Annotated in this window: 18 protein-coding genes; 7 read left to right on the top strand and 11 right to left on the bottom strand. The window is 71.0% G+C overall.

Annotated features, from left to right (window positions below; translation table 11 throughout):
* Positions 1-73 precede the first annotated feature (73 nt).
* Positions 74-2,908, top strand: coding sequence for an aconitate hydratase (locus RBR11_RS02120; RefSeq protein ID WP_308487636.1), 2,835 nt, complete (start codon positions 74-76; stop codon positions 2,906-2,908).
* A gap of 216 nt (positions 2,909-3,124) precedes the next feature.
* On the opposite strand, the gene RBR11_RS02125 is transcribed toward RBR11_RS02120, so the two are convergent.
* Complete coding sequence (locus RBR11_RS02125; RefSeq protein WP_308487637.1) at positions 3,125-4,420, bottom strand: serine hydrolase domain-containing protein; 1,296 nt, start codon at positions 4,418-4,420, stop codon at positions 3,125-3,127.
* 257 nt (positions 4,421-4,677) lie between these two features.
* Between RBR11_RS02125 and dxs the strand changes: the two genes are divergently transcribed.
* Both dxs and RBR11_RS02135 read left to right on the top strand, forming a co-directional pair.
* A complete protein-coding gene (gene dxs / locus RBR11_RS02130) occupies positions 4,678-6,660 on the top strand; it encodes a 1-deoxy-D-xylulose-5-phosphate synthase (RefSeq protein ID WP_308487638.1) in 1,983 nt (660 codons plus the stop codon).
* Complete coding sequence (locus RBR11_RS02135; RefSeq protein ID WP_308487639.1) at positions 6,657-7,601, top strand: polysaccharide deacetylase family protein; 945 nt, start codon at positions 6,657-6,659, stop codon at positions 7,599-7,601. The genes dxs and RBR11_RS02135 overlap by 4 nt, the downstream gene beginning before the upstream one ends.
* 3 nt (positions 7,602-7,604) lie before the next feature.
* On the opposite strand, the gene RBR11_RS02140 is transcribed toward RBR11_RS02135, so the two are convergent.
* From RBR11_RS02140 to RBR11_RS02165, 6 genes are all read right to left on the bottom strand, one after another.
* Positions 7,605-7,997, bottom strand: coding sequence for a hypothetical protein (locus tag RBR11_RS02140; protein ID WP_308487640.1), 393 nt, complete (start codon positions 7,995-7,997; stop codon positions 7,605-7,607).
* Entirely contained in the window at positions 7,987-8,178 is a 192-nt protein-coding gene (locus tag RBR11_RS02145) for a hypothetical protein (protein WP_308487641.1), read from the bottom strand. The genes RBR11_RS02140 and RBR11_RS02145 overlap by 11 nt, the downstream gene beginning before the upstream one ends.
* Before the next feature lie 142 nt (positions 8,179-8,320).
* Positions 8,321-8,755: a hypothetical protein gene (locus RBR11_RS02150; RefSeq protein WP_308487642.1), complete on the bottom strand. Its 435-nt coding sequence runs from the start codon at positions 8,753-8,755 to the stop codon at positions 8,321-8,323.
* Positions 8,752-9,444 carry a TetR/AcrR family transcriptional regulator gene (locus tag RBR11_RS02155; RefSeq protein WP_308487643.1) on the bottom strand — a complete coding sequence of 231 codons (693 nt, stop codon included), beginning with the start codon at positions 9,442-9,444 and terminating at the stop codon, positions 8,752-8,754. Before RBR11_RS02155 ends, RBR11_RS02150 begins: the two co-directional genes overlap by 4 nt.
* Before the next feature lie 49 nt (positions 9,445-9,493).
* A complete protein-coding gene (locus RBR11_RS02160) occupies positions 9,494-11,026 on the bottom strand; it encodes a glycerol-3-phosphate dehydrogenase/oxidase (protein WP_308487644.1) in 1,533 nt (510 codons plus the stop codon).
* Positions 11,023-11,628 (bottom strand): TetR/AcrR family transcriptional regulator, encoded by a 606-nt coding sequence (locus RBR11_RS02165; RefSeq protein ID WP_308487645.1) that lies wholly within the window; start codon positions 11,626-11,628, stop codon positions 11,023-11,025. Before RBR11_RS02165 ends, RBR11_RS02160 begins: the two co-directional genes overlap by 4 nt.
* 20 nt (positions 11,629-11,648) lie before the next feature.
* On the opposite strand from RBR11_RS02165, the gene RBR11_RS02170 reads away from it, so the two are divergent.
* The 3 genes from RBR11_RS02170 to RBR11_RS02180 are packed head-to-tail and all read left to right on the top strand — an operon-like array spanning position 11,649 to position 15,830.
* A complete protein-coding gene (locus tag RBR11_RS02170; protein WP_308487646.1) occupies positions 11,649-13,289 on the top strand; it encodes an FAD-binding oxidoreductase in 1,641 nt (546 codons plus the stop codon).
* A complete protein-coding gene (locus RBR11_RS02175) occupies positions 13,282-14,199 on the top strand; it encodes a diacylglycerol/lipid kinase family protein (RefSeq protein ID WP_308487647.1) in 918 nt (305 codons plus the stop codon). Before RBR11_RS02170 ends, RBR11_RS02175 begins: the two co-directional genes overlap by 8 nt.
* Complete coding sequence (locus RBR11_RS02180) at positions 14,196-15,830, top strand: GMC oxidoreductase (RefSeq protein WP_308487648.1); 1,635 nt, start codon at positions 14,196-14,198, stop codon at positions 15,828-15,830. The genes RBR11_RS02175 and RBR11_RS02180 overlap by 4 nt, the downstream gene beginning before the upstream one ends.
* A gap of 71 nt (positions 15,831-15,901) precedes the next feature.
* Here the strand turns inward: RBR11_RS02180 and RBR11_RS02185 are convergent, their stop codons facing one another.
* From RBR11_RS02185 to RBR11_RS02200, 4 genes are all read right to left on the bottom strand, one after another.
* On the bottom strand, positions 15,902-18,046 hold the full coding sequence (locus RBR11_RS02185) for a 3-hydroxyacyl-CoA dehydrogenase NAD-binding domain-containing protein (protein ID WP_308487649.1): 2,145 nt from the start codon (positions 18,044-18,046) through the stop codon (positions 15,902-15,904).
* 11 nt (positions 18,047-18,057) lie between these two features.
* On the bottom strand, positions 18,058-19,263 hold the full coding sequence (locus tag RBR11_RS02190) for a thiolase family protein (RefSeq protein ID WP_308487650.1): 1,206 nt from the start codon (positions 19,261-19,263) through the stop codon (positions 18,058-18,060).
* Between the two features lie 240 nt (positions 19,264-19,503).
* Complete coding sequence (locus tag RBR11_RS02195; RefSeq protein ID WP_308487651.1) at positions 19,504-20,700, bottom strand: HRDC domain-containing protein; 1,197 nt, start codon at positions 20,698-20,700, stop codon at positions 19,504-19,506.
* Positions 20,693-21,274, bottom strand: a complete 582-nt coding sequence (locus tag RBR11_RS02200; protein WP_308487652.1) for a DUF3000 domain-containing protein — start codon at positions 21,272-21,274, stop codon at positions 20,693-20,695. Before RBR11_RS02200 ends, RBR11_RS02195 begins: the two co-directional genes overlap by 8 nt.
* Positions 21,275-21,299: 25 nt before the next feature.
* On the opposite strand from RBR11_RS02200, the gene RBR11_RS02205 reads away from it, so the two are divergent.
* Positions 21,300-22,460 (top strand): alpha/beta hydrolase family protein, encoded by a 1,161-nt coding sequence (locus RBR11_RS02205; protein WP_308487653.1) that lies wholly within the window; start codon positions 21,300-21,302, stop codon positions 22,458-22,460.
* Positions 22,461-22,563 lie beyond the last annotated feature (103 nt).

A 22,563-nucleotide genomic window follows, 5' to 3' on the forward strand; every position in this document is an offset into this window, starting at 1 on the left:
TGGCCGCACCGAGGAGCGGCCGAGCAAGATGGAGTCGCCTGTCGCTTCCATCCGATCAGAAGGAGACGGATTCGTGTCCACGGTGAACAGCTTCGGTGCCAAGAGCACCCTGACGGTCGGCAGCACCGACTACGAGATCTTCCGGATCGACACGGTCGCCGGTCACGAGAAGCTCCCCTTCAGTCTCAAGGTCCTCCTGGAGAACCTGCTTCGCACCGAGGACGGCGCGAACGTGACGAAGGCGCAGATCGAGGCTCTCGGGTCCTGGGATCCGTCGGCGCAGCCCGACACGGAGATCCAGTTCACGCCGGCCCGCGTGATCATGCAGGACTTCACCGGCGTCCCCTGCATCGTGGACCTCGCCACGATGCGCGAGGCCGTGACGGCCCTCGGCGGCGACCCGAACAAGATCAACCCGCTGTCCCCGGCCGAGATGGTCATCGACCACTCCGTCATCGCCGATCTGTTCGGCCGCCCGGACGCGATCGAGCGCAACGTCGAGATCGAGTACGAGCGCAACGGTGAGCGCTACCAGTTCCTGCGCTGGGGCCAGACCGCGTTCGACGACTTCAAGGTCGTCCCGCCGGGCACCGGCATCGTTCACCAGGTGAACATCGAGCACCTCGCGAAGGTCATCTACGACCGCACCGTCGACGGCACGCTCCGCGCCTACCCCGACACCTGCGTCGGCACCGACTCGCACACCACGATGGTCAACGGCCTGGGCGTGCTGGGCTGGGGCGTCGGCGGCATCGAGGCCGAGGCCGCCATGCTCGGCCAGCCCGTCTCCATGCTCATCCCGCGCGTCGTCGGGTTCAAGCTGACCGGCGAGATCCCGGCCGGCGTCACCGCGACCGACGTCGTCCTCACGATCACCGACATGCTCCGCCGGCACGGCGTGGTCGGCAAGTTCGTCGAGTTCTACGGCGCCGGCGTCGCCTCCGTGCCGCTCGCCAACCGCGCGACCATCGGCAACATGTCGCCGGAGTTCGGATCCACCGCCGCGATCTTCCCGATCGACGATGTGACCCTCGACTACCTGCGCCTGACCGGCCGCGACGAGCAGGCCGTGGCCCTCGTCGAGGCGTACGCCAAGCAGCAGTCGCTCTGGCACGACGCCGACAACGAGCCGAGCTTCAGCGAGTACCTCGAGCTCGACCTGGGCACCGTCGTCCCGTCGATCGCCGGCCCGAAGCGCCCGCAGGACCGTATCCTGCTGTCCGAGGCGAAGTCGCAGTTCGAGAAGGACATCGTCAACTACGCGACGCCGTCCACCTCGGAGGACATCGTCGACGCCGACGCGCTCGGATCCTTCCCGGCATCCGACCCCGGCATCATGCCCGGTGACGAGCACACGCACACCGGGGAGATCCTCATCTCCAGCGGTGCGCCGCACGTCGCGTCCAAGCCGGTCAAGGTGAAGACCCCGGACGGGCAGAAGTATCTGCTCGACAACGGCGCGGTCACCCTGGCCGCGATCACCTCGTGCACCAACACCTCGAACCCGTCGGTGATGATCGCCGCCGGCCTGCTCGCGCGCAACGCGCTGGCCAAGGGCCTGAAGCAGAAGCCGTGGGTGAAGACCACGCTCGCCCCCGGATCCAAGGTCGTCACCGACTACTACGAGAAGTCGGGTCTGGACAAGGATCTCGAGGACCTCGGCTTCTTCACGGTCGGCTACGGCTGCACGATCTGCATCGGCAACTCGGGTCCGCTGATCGACGAGGTCTCCGCCGCGATCAACGAGCACGACCTCGCCGTCACCGCGGTGCTGTCGGGCAACCGCAACTTCGAGGGCCGGATCAGCCCCGACGTGAAGATGAACTACCTGGCCTCCCCGCCGCTGGTGGTCGCCTACGCGCTGGCCGGATCCATGAACTTCGACTTCGACGCCGACGCTCTCGGCACGGACGCGGACGGCAACGACGTCTTCCTGAAGGACATCTGGCCGAACCCGGTCGAGGTGCAGGAGATCGTCGACTCGTCGATCTCGCGCGACCAGTTCATCAAGCAGTACGCCACCGTGTTCGACGGCGACGAGCGCTGGACGAGCCTGCCCACCCCGACCGGCCCGGTCTTCGAGTGGGACGCCGACTCGACCTACGTGCGCAAGGCGCCGTACTTCGACGGCATGGAGATCACCCCGGCGCCCGTCACCGACATCTCCGGCGCTCGCGTGCTGGCGGCCCTGGGCGACTCTGTCACCACCGACCACATCTCCCCGGCAGGCAACATCAAGGCGGGCACCCCGGCCGCCCAGTACCTCACCGATCACGGCGTCGCGCAGAAGGACTTCAACTCCTACGGGTCGCGTCGCGGCAACCACGAGGTCATGATCCGCGGCACGTTCGCGAACATCCGCCTGAAGAACACGCTGGTCAAGGCCGTCAACGACGGGCAGCAGATCGAGGGCGGCTTCACCCGCGACTTCACCCAGGCCGGCGGCCCGCAGGCCTACATCTTCGACGCGTCGATGAACTACCAGGAGCAGGGCACCCCGCTGGTGATCTTCGGCGGCAAGGAGTACGGATCCGGATCCTCCCGCGACTGGGCGGCGAAGGGCACCAACCTCCTCGGCGTCAAGGCGGTCATCACCGAGAGCTTCGAGCGCATCCACCGCTCGAACCTCATCGGCATGGGCGTCGTCCCGCTGCAGTTCCCGGCCGGCGAGTCGTGGGAGTCGCTCGGCCTCGACGGCACCGAGATCGTCTCGATCTCGGGCCTGGAGGAGCTGAACAGCGGCACCACCCCGAAGACGGTCAAGGTCACCGCGACCCCGAGCGAATTCTCGCCCGAGGGCAAGCAGCCGATCGAGTTCGACGCAGTCGTCCGCATCGACACCCCCGGAGAGGCCGACTACTACCGCAACGGCGGCATCCTGCAGTACGTGCTGCGTTCGCTGGTCTGAGACCCGCGCAGCCCTACAGGGGCCGGTTCCCTCGGGGAGCCGGCCCCTTGGCGTGCGTTCGACGCCGGACCGGTGCGACGTCTGCAGGACCGTGCGTCACCTGAAGGATCGAACCCCGGATCCGCTCGTGCGGGTGTCGCCGAATCGTGCAGGTGTCGCAGAGGGCACCAGCACTCGAGCGAATTCTCGCGCGGACGATGCGATGGGGATCGCGGCTCAGTTCTTCCTCGGCGGGCCGAACGGGGGAGCGTCATCGGGGACGAGCGCGGTGGCGATCTCACGGAACAGCCGGTCGCTCGCGTTGTCGTAGTCGCCGTTCACATCGAACGCGCCCGGAAGGAAGGTGGTGGCGACCGCGACCGCGACCTTCTGGGACGGCAGATAGGCCTCGGTGGCGCTGTAGCCGCTCAGCAGCGGGTTCTGCAGCTGCCCGGACCCGGAAAGCACCACACCGAGCCCGTAGTTGTAGGCGTCCGACTGGGGGAAGCAGGAGCCGCCGCAGGCCGGCATCCGCGTGCCGAACCCGATCAGGTGGGAATCGGTCATCGCATGGAAGCTCTTCGAGGACAGCAGCTTGCCGGTGCCGACCGCCACCGCCGTGGTGGTCATGTCGGTGATCGTGGTGGTCTCGGCCGCGCCGATCGGAGTGCCCCACACCGGATTCCAGTACGTGGACTCCTCGGTGAAGGACATTCCGGGCGGGATCCCCAGCGCTGACCGGCGCTCGGAGCTGTAGGCGTGCAGCGCGGGCTCCGGCACGGTCGCGGTGTCGTACGCGGTGGTCTGGGTCAGCCCCATCGGTCCGAGCACCTTCTCCTGCAGCAGCCGATCGAGGGGGGCGCCGCCGATCTGGGAGAGGATGTGGCCCAGGATCATGAAGTTGGTGTGCGAGTAGCTCCAGTTCGTGCCGGGAGCGAACTGCAGCGGCCGGTTGAAGGCGTCCTTCAGACGCTCCTCGAACGTGAACTGGTGGAACGGGTCGGCGTTGTACGCCGCGGTCCATCCGGGGTCCGTCTCGAAGTCGGGGTATCCCGTGGTCTGGTTCGTCAGCATCCTGAGCGTGACCGTCTTCGCCTCCGGCAGATCCGGCATCCACGTGTTGACCGTGTCGTCCAGGCGGACCTTGCCCTCGTCGACGTACTCCAGCAGCAGGGTCGACACGTACTCGAACGCGACGGCGCCGTTGCGGAAGTGCATGTCGGTGGTCGCGGGGACCCCGGTCATCGAATCGCCGAACGCCTGCATGGCCACGACCTTGCCGCCGATCGTCACACGCACGATCGCGGCCTTGAGATGATCCGAGGCCATCGCCTGCTGCACGACCCGGGCGACGGCGTCCGCCTGCGGACCACGGACCGGCGCGGGCGTGGTCCCGGCGGGGGCAGGAGCGGAGGAGCTCGGCGGACGCAGGGCGAACCAGGCGAGGGTGGAGACGACCACCACCAGGCCGGCGACGATGCCGATCGTGCGACGTCGCGTGGAGGGTCCGGACGGCTGAGCTGCTGCGTTCAACTTCAGTCCTCTCGCGGGCGATCGCGGAGGATCGCCCAGGAGGCGTCAGGAGCGGGCGGGACTTCTCGCTCATGGTGAGATGCGGGACGCCGGGCGCCGCTCACCATGTGGGTGCGCAGCCCGAGCATAGACCTCGGCCATGCATCGGTCGAGATGCGGCGGATCTCCAGCGGCCCCAGGGCAATGCTGGGTACGCTGGAACGATGCGGTGGCGCTTTCGGCGCAGCCGCTCCATTCGTCCTCAGGAGGCAGACACGGTGGCGATCCTTCCCGGCATCTCGGGTCCCCGCGACCTCGACCGGCTCTCGCCCGAGCAGCTCACGCAGCTCGCCGCGGAGATCCGGGCCTTCCTGATCGAGAACGTCGCCCGCACCGGCGGGCACCTGGGCCCGAACCTCGGTGTCGTGGAACTCACGATCGCGCTGCACCGGGTGTTCGCCTCGCCGGACGACCCGATCATCTTCGACACGGGCCATCAGTCCTACGTGCACAAGCTCCTCACCGGGCGCCAGGACTTCTCCGCGCTCCGTTCGCGCGGGGGCCTCGCCGGCTACCCGCAGCGCGAGGAGAGCGCGCACGACGTCGTGGAGTCGTCGCACGCGTCCAGTTCGCTGAGCTGGGCGGACGGCATCTCCCGGGCGTTCACCGCCACCGGGCGCGCGGACCGGCATGTGGTCGCCGTCGTCGGCGACGGTGCGCTCACCGGTGGCATGACCTGGGAGGCGCTGAACAACATCTCCGACGACAACGAGCGCAACCTCGTGATCGTCGTGAACGACAACGGCCGCTCCTACGCCCCGACGATCGGCGGCATGGCCCGGTACATGAACCGGGTGCGCACCGCGGGCGTCTACCGGGATCTGCACCGGACCTCGGACCGCTTCTTCCGCGCGCTCGGCCCGGTCGGACGGGCCTTCTACCGGGGCGTCCGCGGCGGCACGCACGGGTTCCTCTCGCGCTTCTCGAACAACGAGGAGCTGTACTCGAACCTCGACATCAAGTACCTCGGCCCGGTCGACGGACACGACATCCAGGCGCTCACCGAGACGCTCCAGCTGGCGAAGGGCTTCGGCGCCCCCGTGATCGTGCACGTGATCACCGAGAAGGGCCGTGGCTACCAGCCGGCGCTCGACGACGAGGCCGACCAGTTCCACGCGGTCGGAAAGATCGACCCGAAGACCGGCGGCGCCCTGGGCTCGGCGGGTGTGGGCTGGACCGACGTGTTCGCCGACGCGCTGCTGGACGTGGGATCGCGTACGCCGAACGTCATCGCCATGACCGCCGCGATGCTCCGGCCGACCGGGCTCGCCCCCTTCGCGGAGCGCTTCCCGGACCGGGTCTACGACGTCGGGATCGCGGAGCAGCACGCCGTGACCGCGGCGGCGGGCCTCGCCTACGGCGGCCTGCACCCGGTGGTGGCGCTGTACGCCACGTTCATGGGGCGCGCGTTCGACCAGGTGCTGATGGACGTCGGCCTGCACCGGGCGGGCGTGACCTTCGTGCTCGACCGCGCCGGCGTGACCGGCCCGGATGGACCGAGCCACCACGGCCTGTGGGATCTCTCCCTGCTGCAGATCGTTCCGGGCATCAGGATCGCCGCGCCCCGCGACGGCGAGCGGCTGCGCGAGGAGCTGGAGGAGGCGGTGGCCGTCGACGACGCGCCCACCGTGATCCGCTTCCCCAAGGGGGGCGTGACGCCGGAGATCGCGGCGGTCGAAAGGCTGCAGGACGGCGTGGATGTGCTCTCCCGCGGGGAGGGCGAGGACGTGCTGCTCGTCGGCATCGGCCCGTTCGCGGCGCTCGCGCTCGAGGTCGCCGACCGGCTCAAGGCGCAGGGGATCGGCGCCACCGTGATCGATCCGCGCTGGGTGATCCCGGTGCAAGAGTCGGTCGTGGAGCTCGCCGCCCGCCATCGCCTCGTGATCACCCTGGAAGACGGGATCCGCGTCGGCGGCGTCGGCACCCGGGTGCGCCAGGTGCTCCGCGAGGCGGGCATCGACACCGCCGTCGACGAGCTGGGCCTTCCGGACGAGTACATCGACCACGCCACGCGGGAGCAGATCCTCGAGGACGCCGGACTCACCGCCGGCAAGATCGCGCAGGACGTCGTTGCTCAGGTGCTCGGCACCCGCGTGCCGATCGCGCGTCCTGCCGGAGAGACCCCGCTGCACACGGGAGCCATCGACATCATCTCGGGACGCCGGGACGACGTCGAGATCGAAGACCGCCGCCGACGATGAACTCGGCGCGAGCCGACGGGCCCCTCACGCGGCGCACCTTCGGCGGACTGCTGCTTGCGGCCGCGGCGGTGGGGATGAGCGGCTGCGCAACCAGGTCGCCGGAGCGAGCATCGTCGACCGACGCGGCCAGCCCGGCAGGCTCGACCGCCACTGCGACTGCGACGCCGCGGATCACCGTCGCGTCCGTCCCCGAGGCCGCCGCACCGGTCGCGACCGGCGCGGCGGCGACCTCGTCGCCGGCCCAGGCCGTGATCGAGCGACATGCGTCGCAGAACCCAAGGGCCTGGGGGATGCAGCTGCCCGGGATCCGTAGTTCGCTCGATGCGCCGACGAGTGCGGACGGACATCCGCGCGTCGCGCTCACTTTCGATGCGTGCGGCGGCCCCGCGGGCTCCGGTTTCGACGAGAAGCTGGTCACCGCTTTGATCGCGCAGCGGATCCCCGCGACCCTGTTCCTCAACGGCCGCTGGATCGACGCGAACCCGGTCGTGGCCCGGAAGCTCTTCGCCGAGCCGCTGTTCGAGATCGGCAATCACGGGACGCTCCACCGCCCACTGTCCGTGCGCGGGCGCGCCGCCTACGGGATACCCGGAACGTCCTCCGCCGCCGAGGCGGTCGACGAGGTCTGGGTGAACCACGAGCGGATCCGTTCGCTCACAGGCAGGGCCCCGCGCTGGTTCCGCCCGGGCACGGCGCATTACGACGACGTCGCGGTGTCCATCGTGCACGACCTCGGCGAGACTCCGCTGGGCTTCACCGTGAACGGTGATGGGGGAGCGACCTTCCCCGCGCGAGTGGTCGCACGCGAAGTGGGCAAGGCGGTCGGCGGCGATATCGTGCTTGCCCACATGAACCAGCCCGGGTCGGGCACCGCCGACGGCGTCATCGCCGCGATCGCTGCCCTCCATGATCGCGGCGCGCAGTTCGTGCACATCGACTGAGGATCAGCTTCGGACGGTTGCGAGCTTCCGGTCCGTTCGCAGGGCCCGGTGTATCGCGATCACCCAACCGGCAGCTGCGGCCGTTCCGGTGAGCGCTGCGGGGAGGCCGATGTCGAGAACGGTGACGGCTCCATCGCCCCCGATACTGAGGACGCCTCTGAGCGACCCCACAAGACCTCCGATGATGCTGCCGAGGAGCAGATAGACGGTCGCGTGTGCCCACCGCGAGTGCACACGCCTCATCGACCGCCCGATCCAGCCTGCGAGGGGAAGCATCAGGAGCGTCACGACTCCGGCGACGGCGCCGCCGATCACCGCGACGAAAAGCGCGAAACAGAGCAGCAGTAGGATGCTGCCGCCGGTGAGGGCGGCCCAAGCGCCGCCCTCACTGCGCATCCGAGCGCGCGAAGGCAAGTGCGTGGGTGACGAGATCGACAGTGAGCGGTATGAGGAACACCAGCTCGAGCAGGATCAGGAAGATGAGCCAGGTCCACAGACCGCCCAGATTGCGTTCCTGGCGGGTGAACGCCATCGGCTCCTGAGGGGTCCGCGGAGAACGAGCCGTCGTGGCGCTCATCGCGCATCCTTGGGTTCCGGCGTCGGCGGCAGACGAAAGACGCACTTCCTGGTGCGGCCGCGGTCTGAAGACAACGCTCGGGCGGCAGCGAGTTGCCACGCAAGCGCAAAAGCCACTCCCGAAGCGATGGCACTGCCGACGACTACCGCGAGTACGAGGGGGCGAGGAGGAAGGCGCCGAACGACGCAAACCCGGCCACGGCGCCGGCGGCACCGACCGCGACTCCGAACAGCGTGTTCACCGCGAGGAGCGCCGCGTGGCTGCGGACCCGGCTGAGTGCTTTGTTGATCGCCCACGCAGGGAGGACGAAGACCGCGAACACGGGGATGCTGACCACGGCGCCGATGGCGGTGAGACCGATTGCGGCCGTGCACAGGCTGGGAAGGCCTGATCCGGCGAACGACACATAGGTCCCCTGAGGCAGCACCTCTCCCAGGCTCAAGGAGATCATGAGGCAGACGGGCAGCAGAAGGAAAACCAGAATCCAAGCCACGAGCGCACCGAACCAGAACTCGCCTTCGGTGAACGCCATCGGTTCCTTGGACGTGCGCGGCGATGCGTTCGTCGGACTGCTCATGGCCGCACATCCGCGATCTGGTCGAGCAGGTCGCGCGTGACGCCGCGGACCCCTGGCACCCGCAGGAACGGCAGTGCGACGGCGAACAGGCGCAGCCCCGTGTCGAGGAGGCGGGCGGTCTTCGCCTGGCCCGGGGACTCGTCGTAGGTCCAGCGCAGGACGAGGGCGAGGTAGGCGGGGAAGAGGGCGTCCGGCAGCCGCTCGGCGATGTCCTCGGGAAGCCGGTGCCCGGATCCCTCGACGACGTCGCGCAGCAGCCCGACGGTCATCTCCCGTGCGGGGGAGGATTCGGCCGACAGCGGGTTGATCGGCGAATCGGGGGAGACCATCGCGCTGAGGAAGCCGGGGGCGACGCGGCGGTACTCGCCCACCGCCTCGAGGCCGGTGTCGAAGAACACGCGGAGGCGCTCGACGAGGCCGGTCGTCTGCTGCAGCCGCGGGCGGGCGCGGTGGGCGTGGTCGATCTGCACCTGCTCGTAGAGCTCCTGCACGAGGTGCTCCTTGGAGGGGAAGTAGTAGTACGCGTTGCCGACGGAGACGCCCGCCTCCTTCGCGATCAGCCGGATCGTCGTGTCGGGGTAGCCGCGCTCGACGAACGATGCCAACGCGGCATCGCGGATCCGCGCCCTGGTCTTCTCCGCCTTCGAGGTCAGCGGGGTGGGATCCTTCGCGTCCGCAGAACTGAACATGTTCAAATAATAGCGCGACAGACGCACGAGGGAAAGCACGCGGGCGCGGTCACAGGGGATCCGCGAGTGCTCCCTCGACGATCCCGTGCACGGCCTCCACCGCCCGGTCGCGGTCCGCCGGGACGAGTCCGATGCGGGTGCGCCGATCCAGCACGTCGCCGACGGTGAGCGCTCCCTCGGCGCGGACTGCGAATTCGATCTCGGCGCGTCGCACGTCGAGGCCGGGGGCGATGAGTTCTGCCGGCGCTTCGCAGCGCGCCTCGGCCAGCACGGTGCGCGCCTCGACGCCGAACCGGGCGAGCATCGCGGCAGGTGCGTCGTCCGAGCGCCCGATCGCGCCGACCAGGCCGAGCCGCGCGGTGCGGCTCGGCGGAACAGGACGGCCGAGGCGGGCCGCCGCGAGATCCACCGCGTCCTGAGCCATGCGCCGGTAGGTGGTGAGCTTGCCCCCGAGCACGCTCACGAACCCGTCGTCGGCGAGCGCCACGAGGTGACGGCGGGACACGTCGGCGGAGGAGCTCCCGTCTCCCGCGTCGACGAGCGGACGGAGCCCCGAGTACGCGCCGATCACCGCGTCGCGGGCGACCGGCTGCGCCAGCACGCGGCTGATCGTCTGCAGCAGGAAGGCGATCTCGGACTCCTCCGGCGTGGGCACGGGCGGGATGGGGCCTGGCGCATCCTCGTCGGTCAGTCCGACCACGACCCGCCCGAGCTGCTGCGGCAGGGCGAACACGAACCGGCTGAGCGACCCGGGGTGCGGGACGGTCAGGGCGACGTGCGGGCTGCTCAGCGCGGCGGCGTCGAGCACGATGTGCGTGCCGCGGCTGGGACGCACCCGGAGCCGGTCGTCGAGCGAACCGGCCCACACGCCCGTCGCGTTCACGACCACGCCGGCGCGCAGGGCGAACCGTTCGCCGGTCAGTGCGTCCTCCACGTCGGCGCCGGTGCCGTGCAGACGCCGCGCCCGCACCCGGGTGAGGATGTCCGCGCCCAGACCGGCTGCGGTGCGGCACACCGCCACGACGAGGCGCGCGTCGTCGATCAGCTGGCCGTCCGCACCGAGGACCCCGCCGCGGAGCCCGTGCGGATCCAGCGCCGGGACGAGGCGCTGTGCCGTCGCCCGGGACACGAGGCGGGGCGGCGCGAGCACAGAGCGCTTCGTGCCCGCGCGCAGGCGCAGCAGATCTCCGAGGCCCATCCCGACGGCCCCGCCGACGCGTTGACGCAGATCCACGCCGCGCCCGAACGGCAGCAGCTGGGGGAGCGGGCGGATCAGGTGCGGCGCGATCACGGTCATCAGGAGGTGTCGCTCCTCGGCGCTCTCCCGCGCGGTCGCGATGTCGCCGGTGGCGAGGTAGCGCAGGCCGCCGTGCACGAGCTTCGAGCTCCACCGGCTCGTGCCGAAGGCCAGGTCCTCCGCCTCGATCAGTGCCACCCGCAGGCCCCGCGAGGCCGCGTCGAGGGCGACCCCCGCGCCGGTGATCCCGCCGCCGACGACGAGCACGTCGACGGCGTCCTCGGCGAGGCGTTCGAGGGCTGCGCGGCGCTGCGCGGCGATGGGCAGGCGCGGGACGACGGTCACGGCCGCAGATGCCCGTCGAGTGCGGCGGCGAGCTCGCGCGTCCAGGCGGCGCGGTCGAGCAGGTCGCTCACCGTGCCGTGCGAGAGGATCGCCGACTGGGCGATGAGCAGGAGCATCACGGCGATCTCGTCCGACGCCCCTTGCCGCACCGAGCCGCCGGCCTGGGCGACGGCGATCGCGGACGACAGGTGCGAGAGGATCACGCGCTGACTCGTGCCGAAGCGCTGCAGCATGTACCGGGTGAAGACCTCGGGCTCCCGCTCCAGAAGCGCGGCGAACAGCGGATCCGCCCCGAGCGCGGCGGCGAAGCGCATCACCTCGGCGACGATGTCCGCTCGCGTGGCCGCCGCCTGGTCGCCCGCGGCGAGCAGGACCAGCACCCGACGCAGCAGCGTCGCGCGCACGACCTCGTCCGCGCCGGACCAGCTGCGGTAGACGGTCGGACGGCTGAGCCCGGCTGTCCGCGCGAGCTCGGCGATCGTGAGGCCGTGGACCCCGCGGGTGCGGATCAGCTCCTCGGCGGCGTCGAGGAGACGCCGCTGCGTCGCGTCCCAGCGCAGAGCGGGCTCCAGGTCCGGCGCAAGTGGTTGACGTATTGCCATAATGTGTAACACTGTAACGCGTGAGCGACCTGAAGGACAGCGTCGGCGAGGATGCCGGGCGCGAGATGAGCTGGAACGCGTGGGGGGATCCCTCCCGCGCCCGCACGCTGCCGATCGCGGTCCGGGCTCTCCTCCCCGCGCTGCTCGGGAGGGTTCCCCGCCCCGCTCCGGCGCCGCGGATCGACGAGGTGAGGGTGGCGCCGGTCGGGCTGGACGACGCGGCGGCGATCGCCCTTCGCGAGATCGTGGGCGCCGAAGCGGTGCGCACCGACGCCGATGCCCGTCTGCGGCATGCCGGCGGACGGTCGACGCCCGACCTGCTGCGACGCAGGCTCGCCGAGCAGACCGTGCCGGACGCCGTGCTGCTGCCGGCGGACCACGCCCAGGTGAGCGAGGTGCTCCGCGTCGCCGCGGCGCACGACCTGGCGGTGATCCCGTTCGGGGGCGGCACGAGCGTCGTCGGCGGCCTCGACCCCGAACGCGGCGGCCATCGCGCCGTCGTCTCGCTGGACCTGCGGCGGCTGTCCGGGCTGGTGGGCCTCGACGAGGTGAGCGGTGAGGCCGAACTGCTCGCAGGCACGCGCGGACCCGACGCGGAACGGCTGCTCGCGGAGCGCGGGTTCGAGCTGGGGCACTACCCGCAGAGCTTCCGGTACGCCACGATCGGCGGGTTCGCCGCAGCGCGATCGTCCGGGCAGAACTCGGCGGGATACGGCCGATTCGACACGATGGTCACCGGGCTCCGGGTGGCGACGCCGACCGGAGAGCTCGACCTCGGGCGCGCTCCGGGTTCCGCCGCGGGCCCGGATCTGATGCGGCTCCTCCTCGGCTCCGAGGGCGCCCTGGGCGTCATCACGCACGTGCGCGTGCGGGTGCATCCGCTGCCGCGCGAGCGCGTCGTAGAGGCCTGGAGCTTCCCCGACTTCGCCACGGGTGCCGACGCCCTCCGCCGGGTGGTCCAGCACGGGGGCGGGCCCACCGTCATCCGGCTCTCCGACGAGGCGGAGACCGGGGTGAGCCTCGCGCAGGTGGGCCGCATCGGCCGGGCCCTCGCCAAGGGCGCGAGCGCGGTCACCGTGTTCGAGGGAGACGACGCGGAGGAGCGCCGCTCCCGCACGGCGTCGATCCTCGCCGCCGCCGGGGGCAGCAGCTCCGGGCCGGATGCGGCCGGGGACTGGGCCGAGACGCGCTTCGACGGCCCCTACCTGCGAGACGCGCTGCTCGACGCCGGCGTGTTCTGCGAGACGCTCGAGACCGCCACCACCTGGACGAACCTGAACCGCCTGCGCGCGGCCGTCACCGACGCGCTCCGCTCCGGCCTCGCCGCAGCGGGGGCGAAGAGCTTCGTGATGTGCCACGTCTCGCACGTCTATCCGACCGGCGCCTCGCTGTACTTCACCGTGCTCGCCGGCATCAAGAGCGATCCCCTCGCCGTGTGGGAAGCCGTCAAGCACCGGGCCGGCGACGCCATCGTGGCCGCCGGCGGCACGATCACCCACCACCACGCGATCGGGCGCGACCATGCGCCGTGGCTGGTCGACGAGATCGGCGAGACCGGGATCCGGATCCTCCGGGCCGTCAAGCGCGAACTCGATCCGCAGGGGATCATGAACCCGGGCGCACTGATCCCGTTCGAGGCGGGCGGCGCACAGGATGACTGAGCCGGTGCCGCGGATCGCGGTCATCGCCAACCCGCGCTCGGGCAAAGGCAGAGGGGCGCGCATCGCCGAGGCGGCGATCGCCCATCTGCGCGAGCGCGGAGCCGAGGTCCTCGCCTTCGCCGGAGACACCGCCGGCGACACGCGCCGGCTGGCCCGGGACGCGATTGCGACGGAGCCGGGCGCCCTCGTCGTCGTGGGCGGCGACGGCACCCTGTCCGGCATCGTGGACCTGCTGGCCGATGCGGCGGTGCCTCTCGTCCTCGTCCCCGCCGGTACGGGCAACGACCTCGCGCGGGCTCTCGGCATCCCGGTGCACGCCCCCGACGCGGCGGCGGAGGCAGCGCTCACCGGATCCGCGCGGACGATCGATCTCGGCGAGATCGAGAGCGACGGTCGCACGACGCCCTTCCTCACCGTCGCGGCGCTCGGATTCGACGCCAGGGTGAGCGAACGCACGAACCGGCTCCGGTTCCCGCGCGGCAAGGCCCGCTACTACCTCGCGCTGCTCGTCGAGCTGGTCCGGCTTCGTCCCACTCCGTTCCGGATCCGCGTCGCGGACGAGGTGGAGAGCGCGCGTCCGGGCACCCTCGTCGCCGTCGGCAACACCTCGAGCTACGGCGGCGGGATGCCCGTGTGCGCGGGCGCCGACCCGGCCGACGGTCTGCTCGACGTCGTGCACGTCGCACCGCTCGGGCGGCTGCGCCTGATCCGACTGTTCCCGCTGCTGCTGCGCGGGGAGCATCTGCGCCGCGCCGAAGTGGTCCACCGCCGCATCGACCGGGTCGAGATCGCGGCGCCCGATCTGGTCGTCTACGCCGACGGGGAGCGCGTCGCGGCGGGTGCCTGCACGATCCGCGTCCGCCCGGCCGCGCTCACGCTGCTCGTACCGGAGGAGAGGAACAGCCCATGACCGGATACGACGAGGACGTCGTCATCATCGGATCGGGGTTCGGCGGGTCCGTCGCCGCGCTGCGGTTGAGCGAGAAGGGCTACCGGGTCCGCGTGTACGAGGCGGGCCGGCGGTTCGCCGACGAGGACTTCGCGCGCACCAGCTGGAACCTGCGCCGCTATCTGTGGGCGCCCCGGCTCGGCTGCTTCGGGGTGCAGCGGATCCACCGGCTGCCGCACGTGATGATCCTCGCCGGGGCGGGCGTCGGCGGCGGATCCCTCAACTACGCCAACACCCTGTACGAGCCGGAAGCGGCGTTCTTCGCGGACCCGCAGTGGCCCGGCGGCATCGACTGGCAGGCCGAGCTGACGCCGTACTACGCCACCGCCTCCCGCATGCTCGGCGTCGTCGACCGTTATCCGCACACCGGGCCGGTGGAACGGATCATGGCGGGGGCTGCTGAGGACCTCGGGGTGGGCGACACCTTCCGGCACGCGCCGATCGGCGTCTTCCTCGGCATGCCGGGCGTGCGGGTCCCGGATCCGTACTTCGACGGCGAGGGCCCGGACCGAACCGGCTGCACGCTCTGCGGCAACTGCATGGTCGGATGCCGCGTCGGCGCGAAGAACACGCTCGTGAAGAACTACCTGGCCCTCGCGGAGCGCCGCGGCGCCGTCATCGAGCCGCTGCGCACGGTGGTGGAGGTGCGCGAGGATCCGTCCGGCGGTTACCTCGTCACGACGGAGCGGACGGGGATCCTCCGCGGGCGGGGCAGGCGCACCGTGCGCGCCGGACAGGTCGTGGTCGCCGCAGGCACCTGGGGCACGCAGCAGCTACTGCACCGGATGAAGGCGTCCGGTGCGCTCCCGGGTCTCTCCGACGCCCTCGGCACCCTGACACGCACGAACTCCGAGGCGCTCGACGGCGCGATCGCGACGCGCGTGCCGGCGGGGACGGATCTGACGCACGGCGTCGCCATCACCACCTCCTTCCATGTCGACGAGCGCACCCACGTGGAGAACGTGCGATACGGCGTGGGATCCAACGCGATGGGGATCCTCGCGACGGTGCTGGTGCCGGGCGAACGCTCACTGCCGCGCCGCCTCGCGACGGTCCTCGGCCGGGCGGTCCGCTCACCGATCCGGCAGGCGCGGCTCGGGTCCCTGCACCGCTGGAGCGAACGCGGCATCATCGCGCTCGTCATGCAGAACGCGGACAACTCGCTCACACTGTCGCTGCGCAACCGGTTCGGGCGGCAGGTGCTCACGAGCCGGCAGGGCCACGGTGAGCCGAATCCGAGCCACCTTCCGCAGGCTCACCGGGCGGCGGAGGCGATCGCGGCCCGGCTCACGGCGGAGACGGGCGTGCCGGCCGACGCCCGCGGTTCCTGGCCGGAGGTCTTCGGGATCCCGCTGACCGCGCACTTCCTGGGCGGCGCGGTGATCTCCGGCGATCCGGCGCGGGGCGTGGTCGATCCCTTCCAGCGGGTCTGGGGGCACCCGGGGCTGCACGTAGTGGACGGCGCGGCGGTGCCCGCGAACCCCGGCGTGAATCCGTCGCTCACGATCACCGCCCTCGCCGAGCGGGCGCTGTCGTTCTGGCCGGAGCACGGGGAAGCGGACCAGCGCCCGGCGCAGACGGAACTGCGCTGACCGCGCCGAGACCACACGACGAACGCGGCCGCCCGCCTCGTAGAGGAGAGCGGCCGCGTTCGTGGATCGGCTCAGGCCGACGCGATCCCGCGGATCGCGGGGATGTGGAAGGTCGCGCCGAACACGCGCTCCGATGCGCCCTCGCGGTCGAGGTACGGCGAGGCTCCGCCGTCGATGAACGGCCAGCCCGCGCCGAGGATCAGGCACAGGTCGATGTCTTCGACCTCCGGCACCACGCCCTCGTCGAGCATGAGTCGGATCTCCTGCGCGAGGCCGTCCTGCACGCGGCGGAGGATCTCCGCGGCCGGCGTCGGGCTGGATCCCGCCGCCTCCTTGACGAGCTTCTCCGCCGCCTTGGTGAAGCCGGTCACGCGGCCGCCCTTGTCCTTCTCGACGACCTCGGGCAGCTCCGCCAGTGCGTGGAAGTTCTCGTTCGCGTAGAAGCGCTCCGGGAACGCGTGCACCATGGTGTCCTGCACGTGCGCGGCGACCTTCCAGCCGACGAGGTCGATGAGCTGGAACGGCCCCATGGGCAGTCCGAGTGGCGCGAACGCCTTCTCGACGTCGGCCACCGGGGTGCCCTCGTAGACGGCACGCGCGGCCTCGCCCATGACCTTGGCGAGCAGGCGGTTCACGACGAAGCCGGGGGCGTCGGCGGTGAGCACCGCGTTCTTGCCCAGACCCTTCGCGACGACGAACGCGGTCGACAGAGCGGCGTCGGTCGTGTGCGGCGTCTTCACGATCTCGATGAGCGGCATGACCGCGACCGGGTTGAAGAAGTGGAAGCCGACGAGGCGCTCGGGGTGGGCGAGCTTCGCGCCGATCTCCTCGACCGAGAGCGACGAGGTGTTCGTCGCGAGGATCGCGTCCTCGGCGACGATCCGCTCGATCTCGCCGAAGACGGCCTGCTTCACGCCGACCTCCTCGAACACGGCCTCGATGACGAAGTCGCAGTCCGCATAGAGGCTCTTGTCGGTGGTCCCGGTGACGAGCGCGCGCAGCCTGTTGGCGGTGTCCGCGTCGAGCCGTCCCTTCGCCTCGAGCTTGCCGATCTCGTCGTGGATGTACGCCACGCCCTTGTCCACACGGGCCTGGTCGAGGTCGGTGATGAGCACGGGCACCTGGAGCTTGCGCACGAACAGCAGCGCGAACTGGCTGGCCATGAGGCCGGCGCCGATGATGCCGACTTTGGTGACCTTCTTGGCCAGGGCCTTGTCGGGGGCGCCGACGGGGCGCTTGGCGCGCTTCTGCACGAGGTCGAACGCGTACATCGACGCGGCGAACTGGTCGCCGGTCACGAGGTCGGCGAGCGCCTCGTCCTCGCGGGCGAAGCCGTCGGCCTTGGATCCGCTCTTCGCCTTGTCGAGCAGGTCGAGGGCGACGTACGGGGAGCGCGGCACCGTGCCGATCTTCGACTCGAGCATGCCGCGGGCCATCTTGATCGCGATCGGCCACTTGGTGAGCCGCTCGATCCTGCCCGGCTCGTTCCTGCGTTCGACCTTCTTGCCGCCGAGCACCGCGTCGGCCCAGCGCAGCGAGTCCTCGAGGAAGTTCGCCGCCGGGAAGATCGCGTCCATGATGCCGAGCTCGAACGCCTGCTGCGGCTTGAGCATGCGGTTCTGCTTGAGCGGGTTGGAGATGACGACCTCGAGGGCGTTCTCGATGCCGATGAGGTTCGGCAGCAGGTACGCGCCGCCCCAGCCGGGGATGATGCCGAGGAACACCTCGGGCAGCGCCAGAGCGGCGGCCGAGGCGTCGACCGTGCGGTAGCTGGAGTTCAGTGCGATCTCCATGCCGCCGCCGAGCGCGAGGCCGTTCACGAACGCGAACGACGGCACGCCCAGATCGCTCAGCGAACCGAGCACCTTGTGCCCGAGCTGCGCGATGAGGCGGGCGTTGTCACGGGAGCCGACGCGGGAGATGTCGGACAGGTCGGCGCCGGCGGCGAGGATGTACTGCTTGCCGGTGATGCCGACGGCCTGGATCTCGCCCGCCGCGGCGCGCGCGGTGAGGCCGGCGAGGGTCTCGCCGAGCTCGGTGAGCGTGGCCGGGCCGAGGGTGTTCGGCCGCGTGTGGTCGCGACCGTTGTCCAGCGTGATCAGGGCGAGGACCTTGCCCGAGGCGAGGCGCACGTCGCGCACGGGGGAGTGCGTGACGACCTCGCCCTCGGTGAGGGCCTGGATGGGCGAGAAGTCGATAGCGTCGTAGTTCGTCATTCCGCGGATCCTTACTTGCGCTTCTTGCCGTCGAAGAACGGGTTCTCCCAGATGACCGAACCGCCCTGGCCGAGGCCCACGCACATCGCGGTGAGACCGTAGCGGACGTCGGGGCGCTCGGCGAACTGGGCCGCGAGCTGGATCATCAGGCGCACGCCGCTGGCGGCGAGCGGGTGGCCGACCGCGATCGCACCGCCCCACGCGTTGACCCGCGGATCGTCGTCGGCGATGCCGAAGTGGTCGAGCAGGGAGATCACCTGGATGGCGAACGCCTCGTTCAGTTCGAACAGGCCGATGTCGGAGATGTCGAGGCCGGCCTTCTTGAGCGCCTTCTCGGTGGACGGGATCGGGCCGATGCCCATGATCTCCGGCTGCACGCCCGCGAACGCGAACGACACCATGCGCATCTTCGGGGCGAGTCCGAGCTCCTTCACGGCGCTCTTCCCCGCGAGCAGCGACATCGTCGCGCCGTCGGTGAGGGGGGAGGACGTGCCCGCGGTGACGCGGCCGTGCGGGCGGAACGGGGTCTTCAGCGCCGCCAGGTCCTCCATCGTGGTCTGCGGGCGGCGGCCCTCGTCCTCGGTGGCGAGGCCCCAGGCGCCGTCGGCGCCCTTGATCGCGACCGGCACGAGGTCGGGCTGGATCTTGCCGGCGTCGTACGCGGCCTGCACCTTGTGCTGGCTGAGCATGCCGAAGCGGTCGGAGCGCTCCTTGGTGAGGTGCGGGAAGCGGTCGAAGATGCGCTCCGCGGTCACGCCCATGTTCAGCGCGCCCGGGTCGACCATGCGCTCCGCGACGAAGCGCGGGTTCGGGTCGGCGTTGCCGCCGATCGGGTGGTGGCCCATGTGCTCGACGCCGCCGGCGAGGGCGAGGTCGTACATGCCGACCCCGATCGAGGCACCCATCGTGGTGACGCTCGTCATGGCTCCCGCGCACATCCGCTCGACCGCCAGACCGGGGACGGTCTGCGGGAGGCCGGCGAGGATCGCGACGGAACGGCCGAGCGTCAGACCCTGGTCGCCGGTCTGCGAGGTCGCGGCGATCGCGACGTCGTCGATCCGGTCCAGCGGAACGTTCGCGTTGCGCTCCATCAGGCCGATCGTGGCCTTGACGGCCAGATCGTCCGCGCGGGTGTTCCAGTACATGCCCTTCTCGCCGGCGCGCCCGAAGGGGGTGCGCACTCCATCGACGAAGAAGACGTCCGAGATCTCGGCCACTCTGCCTCCACTTGTCCGGCCCGCTCCGCGGACAGGGCCTCCAGTTATCGGAGATCACCGCCGATGCGGGCCTCCACTCTTCCCGCCGCGTCTGCGGGCCGGGCTTCCAGTCTCGCACGTTCCGAAGGAACGCGGTTCCTGTTCTTGTGAGACCGAGTGTCATCACGATCCCACGCTTCAGGGTAGTGATGTCAGCCTACGAGCGGCCCAGGATGCACGGACGAATCGGTTGGGCCGAACCTACGAAGCGGCGCCGGAGGGCTCGGAAGCCGCTTGCGCGGATTCCACAAAAGCATCGGCGATCCGCTGTGCGGTCTCCTCAATCTGCCAGCGCCGCGCGTCGCGGGCCGCGAGGGCCGCGCCGATGGATTCCGCGTCGATCACGGCCGGCGGCTCCCAGGCGACGCGGCGCAGCGTCTCGGGCGTCAGCAGGTTCTCGGTGGGCATGCCGAGCTCCTCGGCGCGCGCCTCGACGATCGGCCGGGCGGCCTTGAGTCTGGCGTCGGCCTCCGGGTTGCGGTCGGCCCAGGCGCGCGGGGGCGGCGGGGTGTCGCTGGGCACCCTCTCCCGCGGGAGGTCCTCGCGTTCGCGTCCGCGCTCGATCGCCGCCCACCAGCGGTCCAGCTGGCTCCGGCTCGCGCGCCCTGTGAAGGCGGACACGGCGGCCAGCGCGCCCTTGCTCTGCGGAGCGGCGAGGACCGCGGCCACGAGGGCGCGGTCCGGAACGAGCCTTCCGGGGGAGACGTCGGACTCACGGGCGAAGTCCTCGCGCGCCTGCCACAGCTCGCGCGCCACGGCGAGGTTCTTCGCGCCGCGCACCTGGTGCAGCCCGCTGAGGCGCCGCCAGGGCTCTTCGCGGGCGGGCTTCGGCGCGCGGGTGCGCACGGCCTCGAACTCCTCGGCGGCGAACTCGGCCTTGCCCGACTCGGCGAGCTCGGCGGCGATGAAGTCGCGCACGTCGAGGAGGTGCAGAACGTCGAGCCCCGCGTACTCCAGCCAGGCGGCGGGCAACGGACGCGTCGACCAGTCGGCGGCGGAGTGCTCCTTCGCGAGCGTGATGCCGAGCGCGCGCTCGACGACTGCGGCGAGGCCGACCCGCTCGTACCCGAGCAGGCGCGCCGCGAGCTCGGTGTCGAAGACCCGTGTCGGATCGAGGCCCAGCTCGTGCAGCGAAGGCAGATCCTGGCTGGCGGCGTGGAACACCCACTCCTCATCGCCGATCGCCTCCTGCAGGGGCGCGAAGGAGGAGATCGTGATCGGGTCGAAAAGGAAGGCGCCGGCACCGCGGCGGAACACCTGCACGAGGTAGGCCCGCTGCGAGTACCGGAAGCCCGAGGCCCGCTCGACGTCGACGGCGACGGGACCGGATCCGCCGGACAGGATCCGGCAGGCGTCGACGAAGGCCTCGTCGTTGTCGATGACGACGTAGTCAGTCACGGATGGTTCTCCTGGCGCCGAACACGGCGATGTCCTCTGAGCCCGGCGGCAGTCCCGCGAGCATTCCGACCAGCTCCGCCCACGCCTCCGCATGCGGGGCGAGCGGTCCTTCGGGGGACCACGAGGCGCGGAGCTCGATCTGCGCGCCGTCGCCCTCCGCGGCCAGTCCGCCGAACCCCTTCGAGAGGGTCTTGGTGGACGTGCCCGAAGCCGAGTGGTGCTCCGCCCGGCGGGATTCCAGCGCATCGATCAGCCAGGACCACGCTACATCCGCGAGCAGCGGATCCGTACCGATTTCTGGCTCGAGAGGGGCCTGAGCGAACGCCACGATCCGCCATTCCCCGCCCCAGGCGTCCGGAGCGGCGGGGTCGTGCAGCAGCACGAACCGGCCGGTGCCGTACAGCGAATCGCCGTTCTCGTCCGGACGGATGTCGGCCGCGAACGCGAGCGCGTCGGGGGCGAGACCGGACGGCGCAGGGATCTCCCGGACCACGATGTCGGAGCGGAACCGCAGCGCCCGCAGCTCCTCGGCGGCGTGTTCGAAGACGCCGTCGGATCCGGGATGTGCGCTCACGCGGACAGACTAGAGTCAGGAGGCGATGAAGAGTCTCAGGCACGCCGCGACGATCGGCGCGATCGCGCTGGCCGGGGCCGCAGCTCTCGGCACGGCGATCGGCAGCGCCTTGGTGCTGAAGATCGCGCGCAGGGTGGTCACCCCGCAGCCGCGGCTGGCGGACACCGACATCCTCGCCGTGGACACCGGCGCGCAGACGATCGAGCTCGGCCGCACCCCCGACACGGAGCTGCCCGGGCGGTACGGCCTGTTCGTCGACGGCACCCCCGGATACGTCAAGCTCGGCGCGGTGCTGCAGGCAGACGCGCACCGCGTGCGCCGCAAGCTCCTCACGCAGATCGAGCCGGGCGCGCAGGTCGCGCGCCGGGGTGCGTTCAGCGGCTACTACTACATCGCCCCCGGGGAGCTGCACCTGCCGTACGAGCCGGTGCTGATCGGCACGTCCGCGGGCCCGTGCCCGGCGTGGCTGTTCCCGGCGGCGTCGACGACCTGGGTCATCCAGGTGCACGGCCGGGGTGCGACGCGGGCGGAGTGCCTGCGCGCGGTGCCGGTGCTGCACGCCGCGGGCCTGCCGGTGCTCGTCGTGTCGTACCGCAACGACGGGGAGGGTCCGCGCACCCGCGCGGGCTCGTACGGCCTGGGCACGACCGAGTGGCGCGATGTGGATGAGGCGATCGGCTACGCCCTCCGTCACGGCGCCGAGCGGATCCTGCTGATGGGCTGGTCGATGGGCGGCGCGATCGCCCTGCAGACCCTGGTCTCGTCGGCGCACGACGACCGGATCGCCGGCGTGATCCTGGACTCTCCGGTCGTGGACTGGCGGACCGTGCTGCGGGCGCAGGCGAGGGAGCTGCGGCTGCCGGATCCGCTGCCGCAGCTCGCTATGGACGCCCTCGGGCAGCCGTGGACGGCGCGTCTCAGCGGATCCGACCACACCATCTCGTTCGACGACCTGGACATGGTCGCGCGCTCCTCCGAGCTGGGCGTGCCGATCCTGCTGCTGCACAGCGATGACGACGGGTTCGTGCCCTCGGTGGCCTCGCACGCCCTCGCGAAGGCGCGGCCGGATCTCGTCACGATGCCGGTGTTCACCGGCGCGCGGCACACCAAGCTCTGGAACTACGACCAGAACCGCTGGACCGACGCGATCACCGACTGGCTCGGCGACCAGGGCTTCGCGGACTGAGGACCATCCCGCCGGGCAAGCCGCGTTTCGTCTCGGTCGTCGCTGCGCTCCGTCCTCGCTCAACGACCGGTGTGGTTCCGGTCGTCGCTGCGCTCCGGCCTCG

The sequence above is a fragment of the Microbacterium capsulatum genome, from assembly GCF_030865425.1.
Classification (GTDB): Bacteria; Actinomycetota; Actinomycetes; order Actinomycetales; family Microbacteriaceae; genus Microbacterium; species Microbacterium capsulatum.

Bases quoted from the DNA above. Each gene is read 5' to 3' on its own strand.
- RBR11_RS02135 (WP_308487639.1), top strand. From the start codon at position 6,657: ATGAACTCGGCGCGAGCCGACGGGCCCCTCACGCGGCGCACCTTCGGC.
- RBR11_RS02140 (WP_308487640.1), bottom strand. From the start codon at position 7,997: ATGCGCAGTGAGGGCGGCGCTTGGGCCGCCCTCACCGGCGGCAGCATC.
- RBR11_RS02145 (WP_308487641.1), bottom strand. From the start codon at position 8,178: ATGAGCGCCACGACGGCTCGTTCTCCGCGGACCCCTCAGGAGCCGATG.
- RBR11_RS02150 (WP_308487642.1), bottom strand. From the start codon at position 8,755: ATGAGCAGTCCGACGAACGCATCGCCGCGCACGTCCAAGGAACCGATG.
- RBR11_RS02155 (WP_308487643.1), bottom strand. From the start codon at position 9,444: ATGTTCAGTTCTGCGGACGCGAAGGATCCCACCCCGCTGACCTCGAAG.
- RBR11_RS02165 (WP_308487645.1), bottom strand. From the start codon at position 11,628: ATGGCAATACGTCAACCACTTGCGCCGGACCTGGAGCCCGCTCTGCGC.
- RBR11_RS02175 (WP_308487647.1), top strand. From the start codon at position 13,282: ATGACTGAGCCGGTGCCGCGGATCGCGGTCATCGCCAACCCGCGCTCG.
- RBR11_RS02180 (WP_308487648.1), top strand. From the start codon at position 14,196: ATGACCGGATACGACGAGGACGTCGTCATCATCGGATCGGGGTTCGGC.
- RBR11_RS02185 (WP_308487649.1), bottom strand. From the start codon at position 18,046: ATGACGAACTACGACGCTATCGACTTCTCGCCCATCCAGGCCCTCACC.
- RBR11_RS02205 (WP_308487653.1), top strand. From the start codon at position 21,300: ATGAAGAGTCTCAGGCACGCCGCGACGATCGGCGCGATCGCGCTGGCC.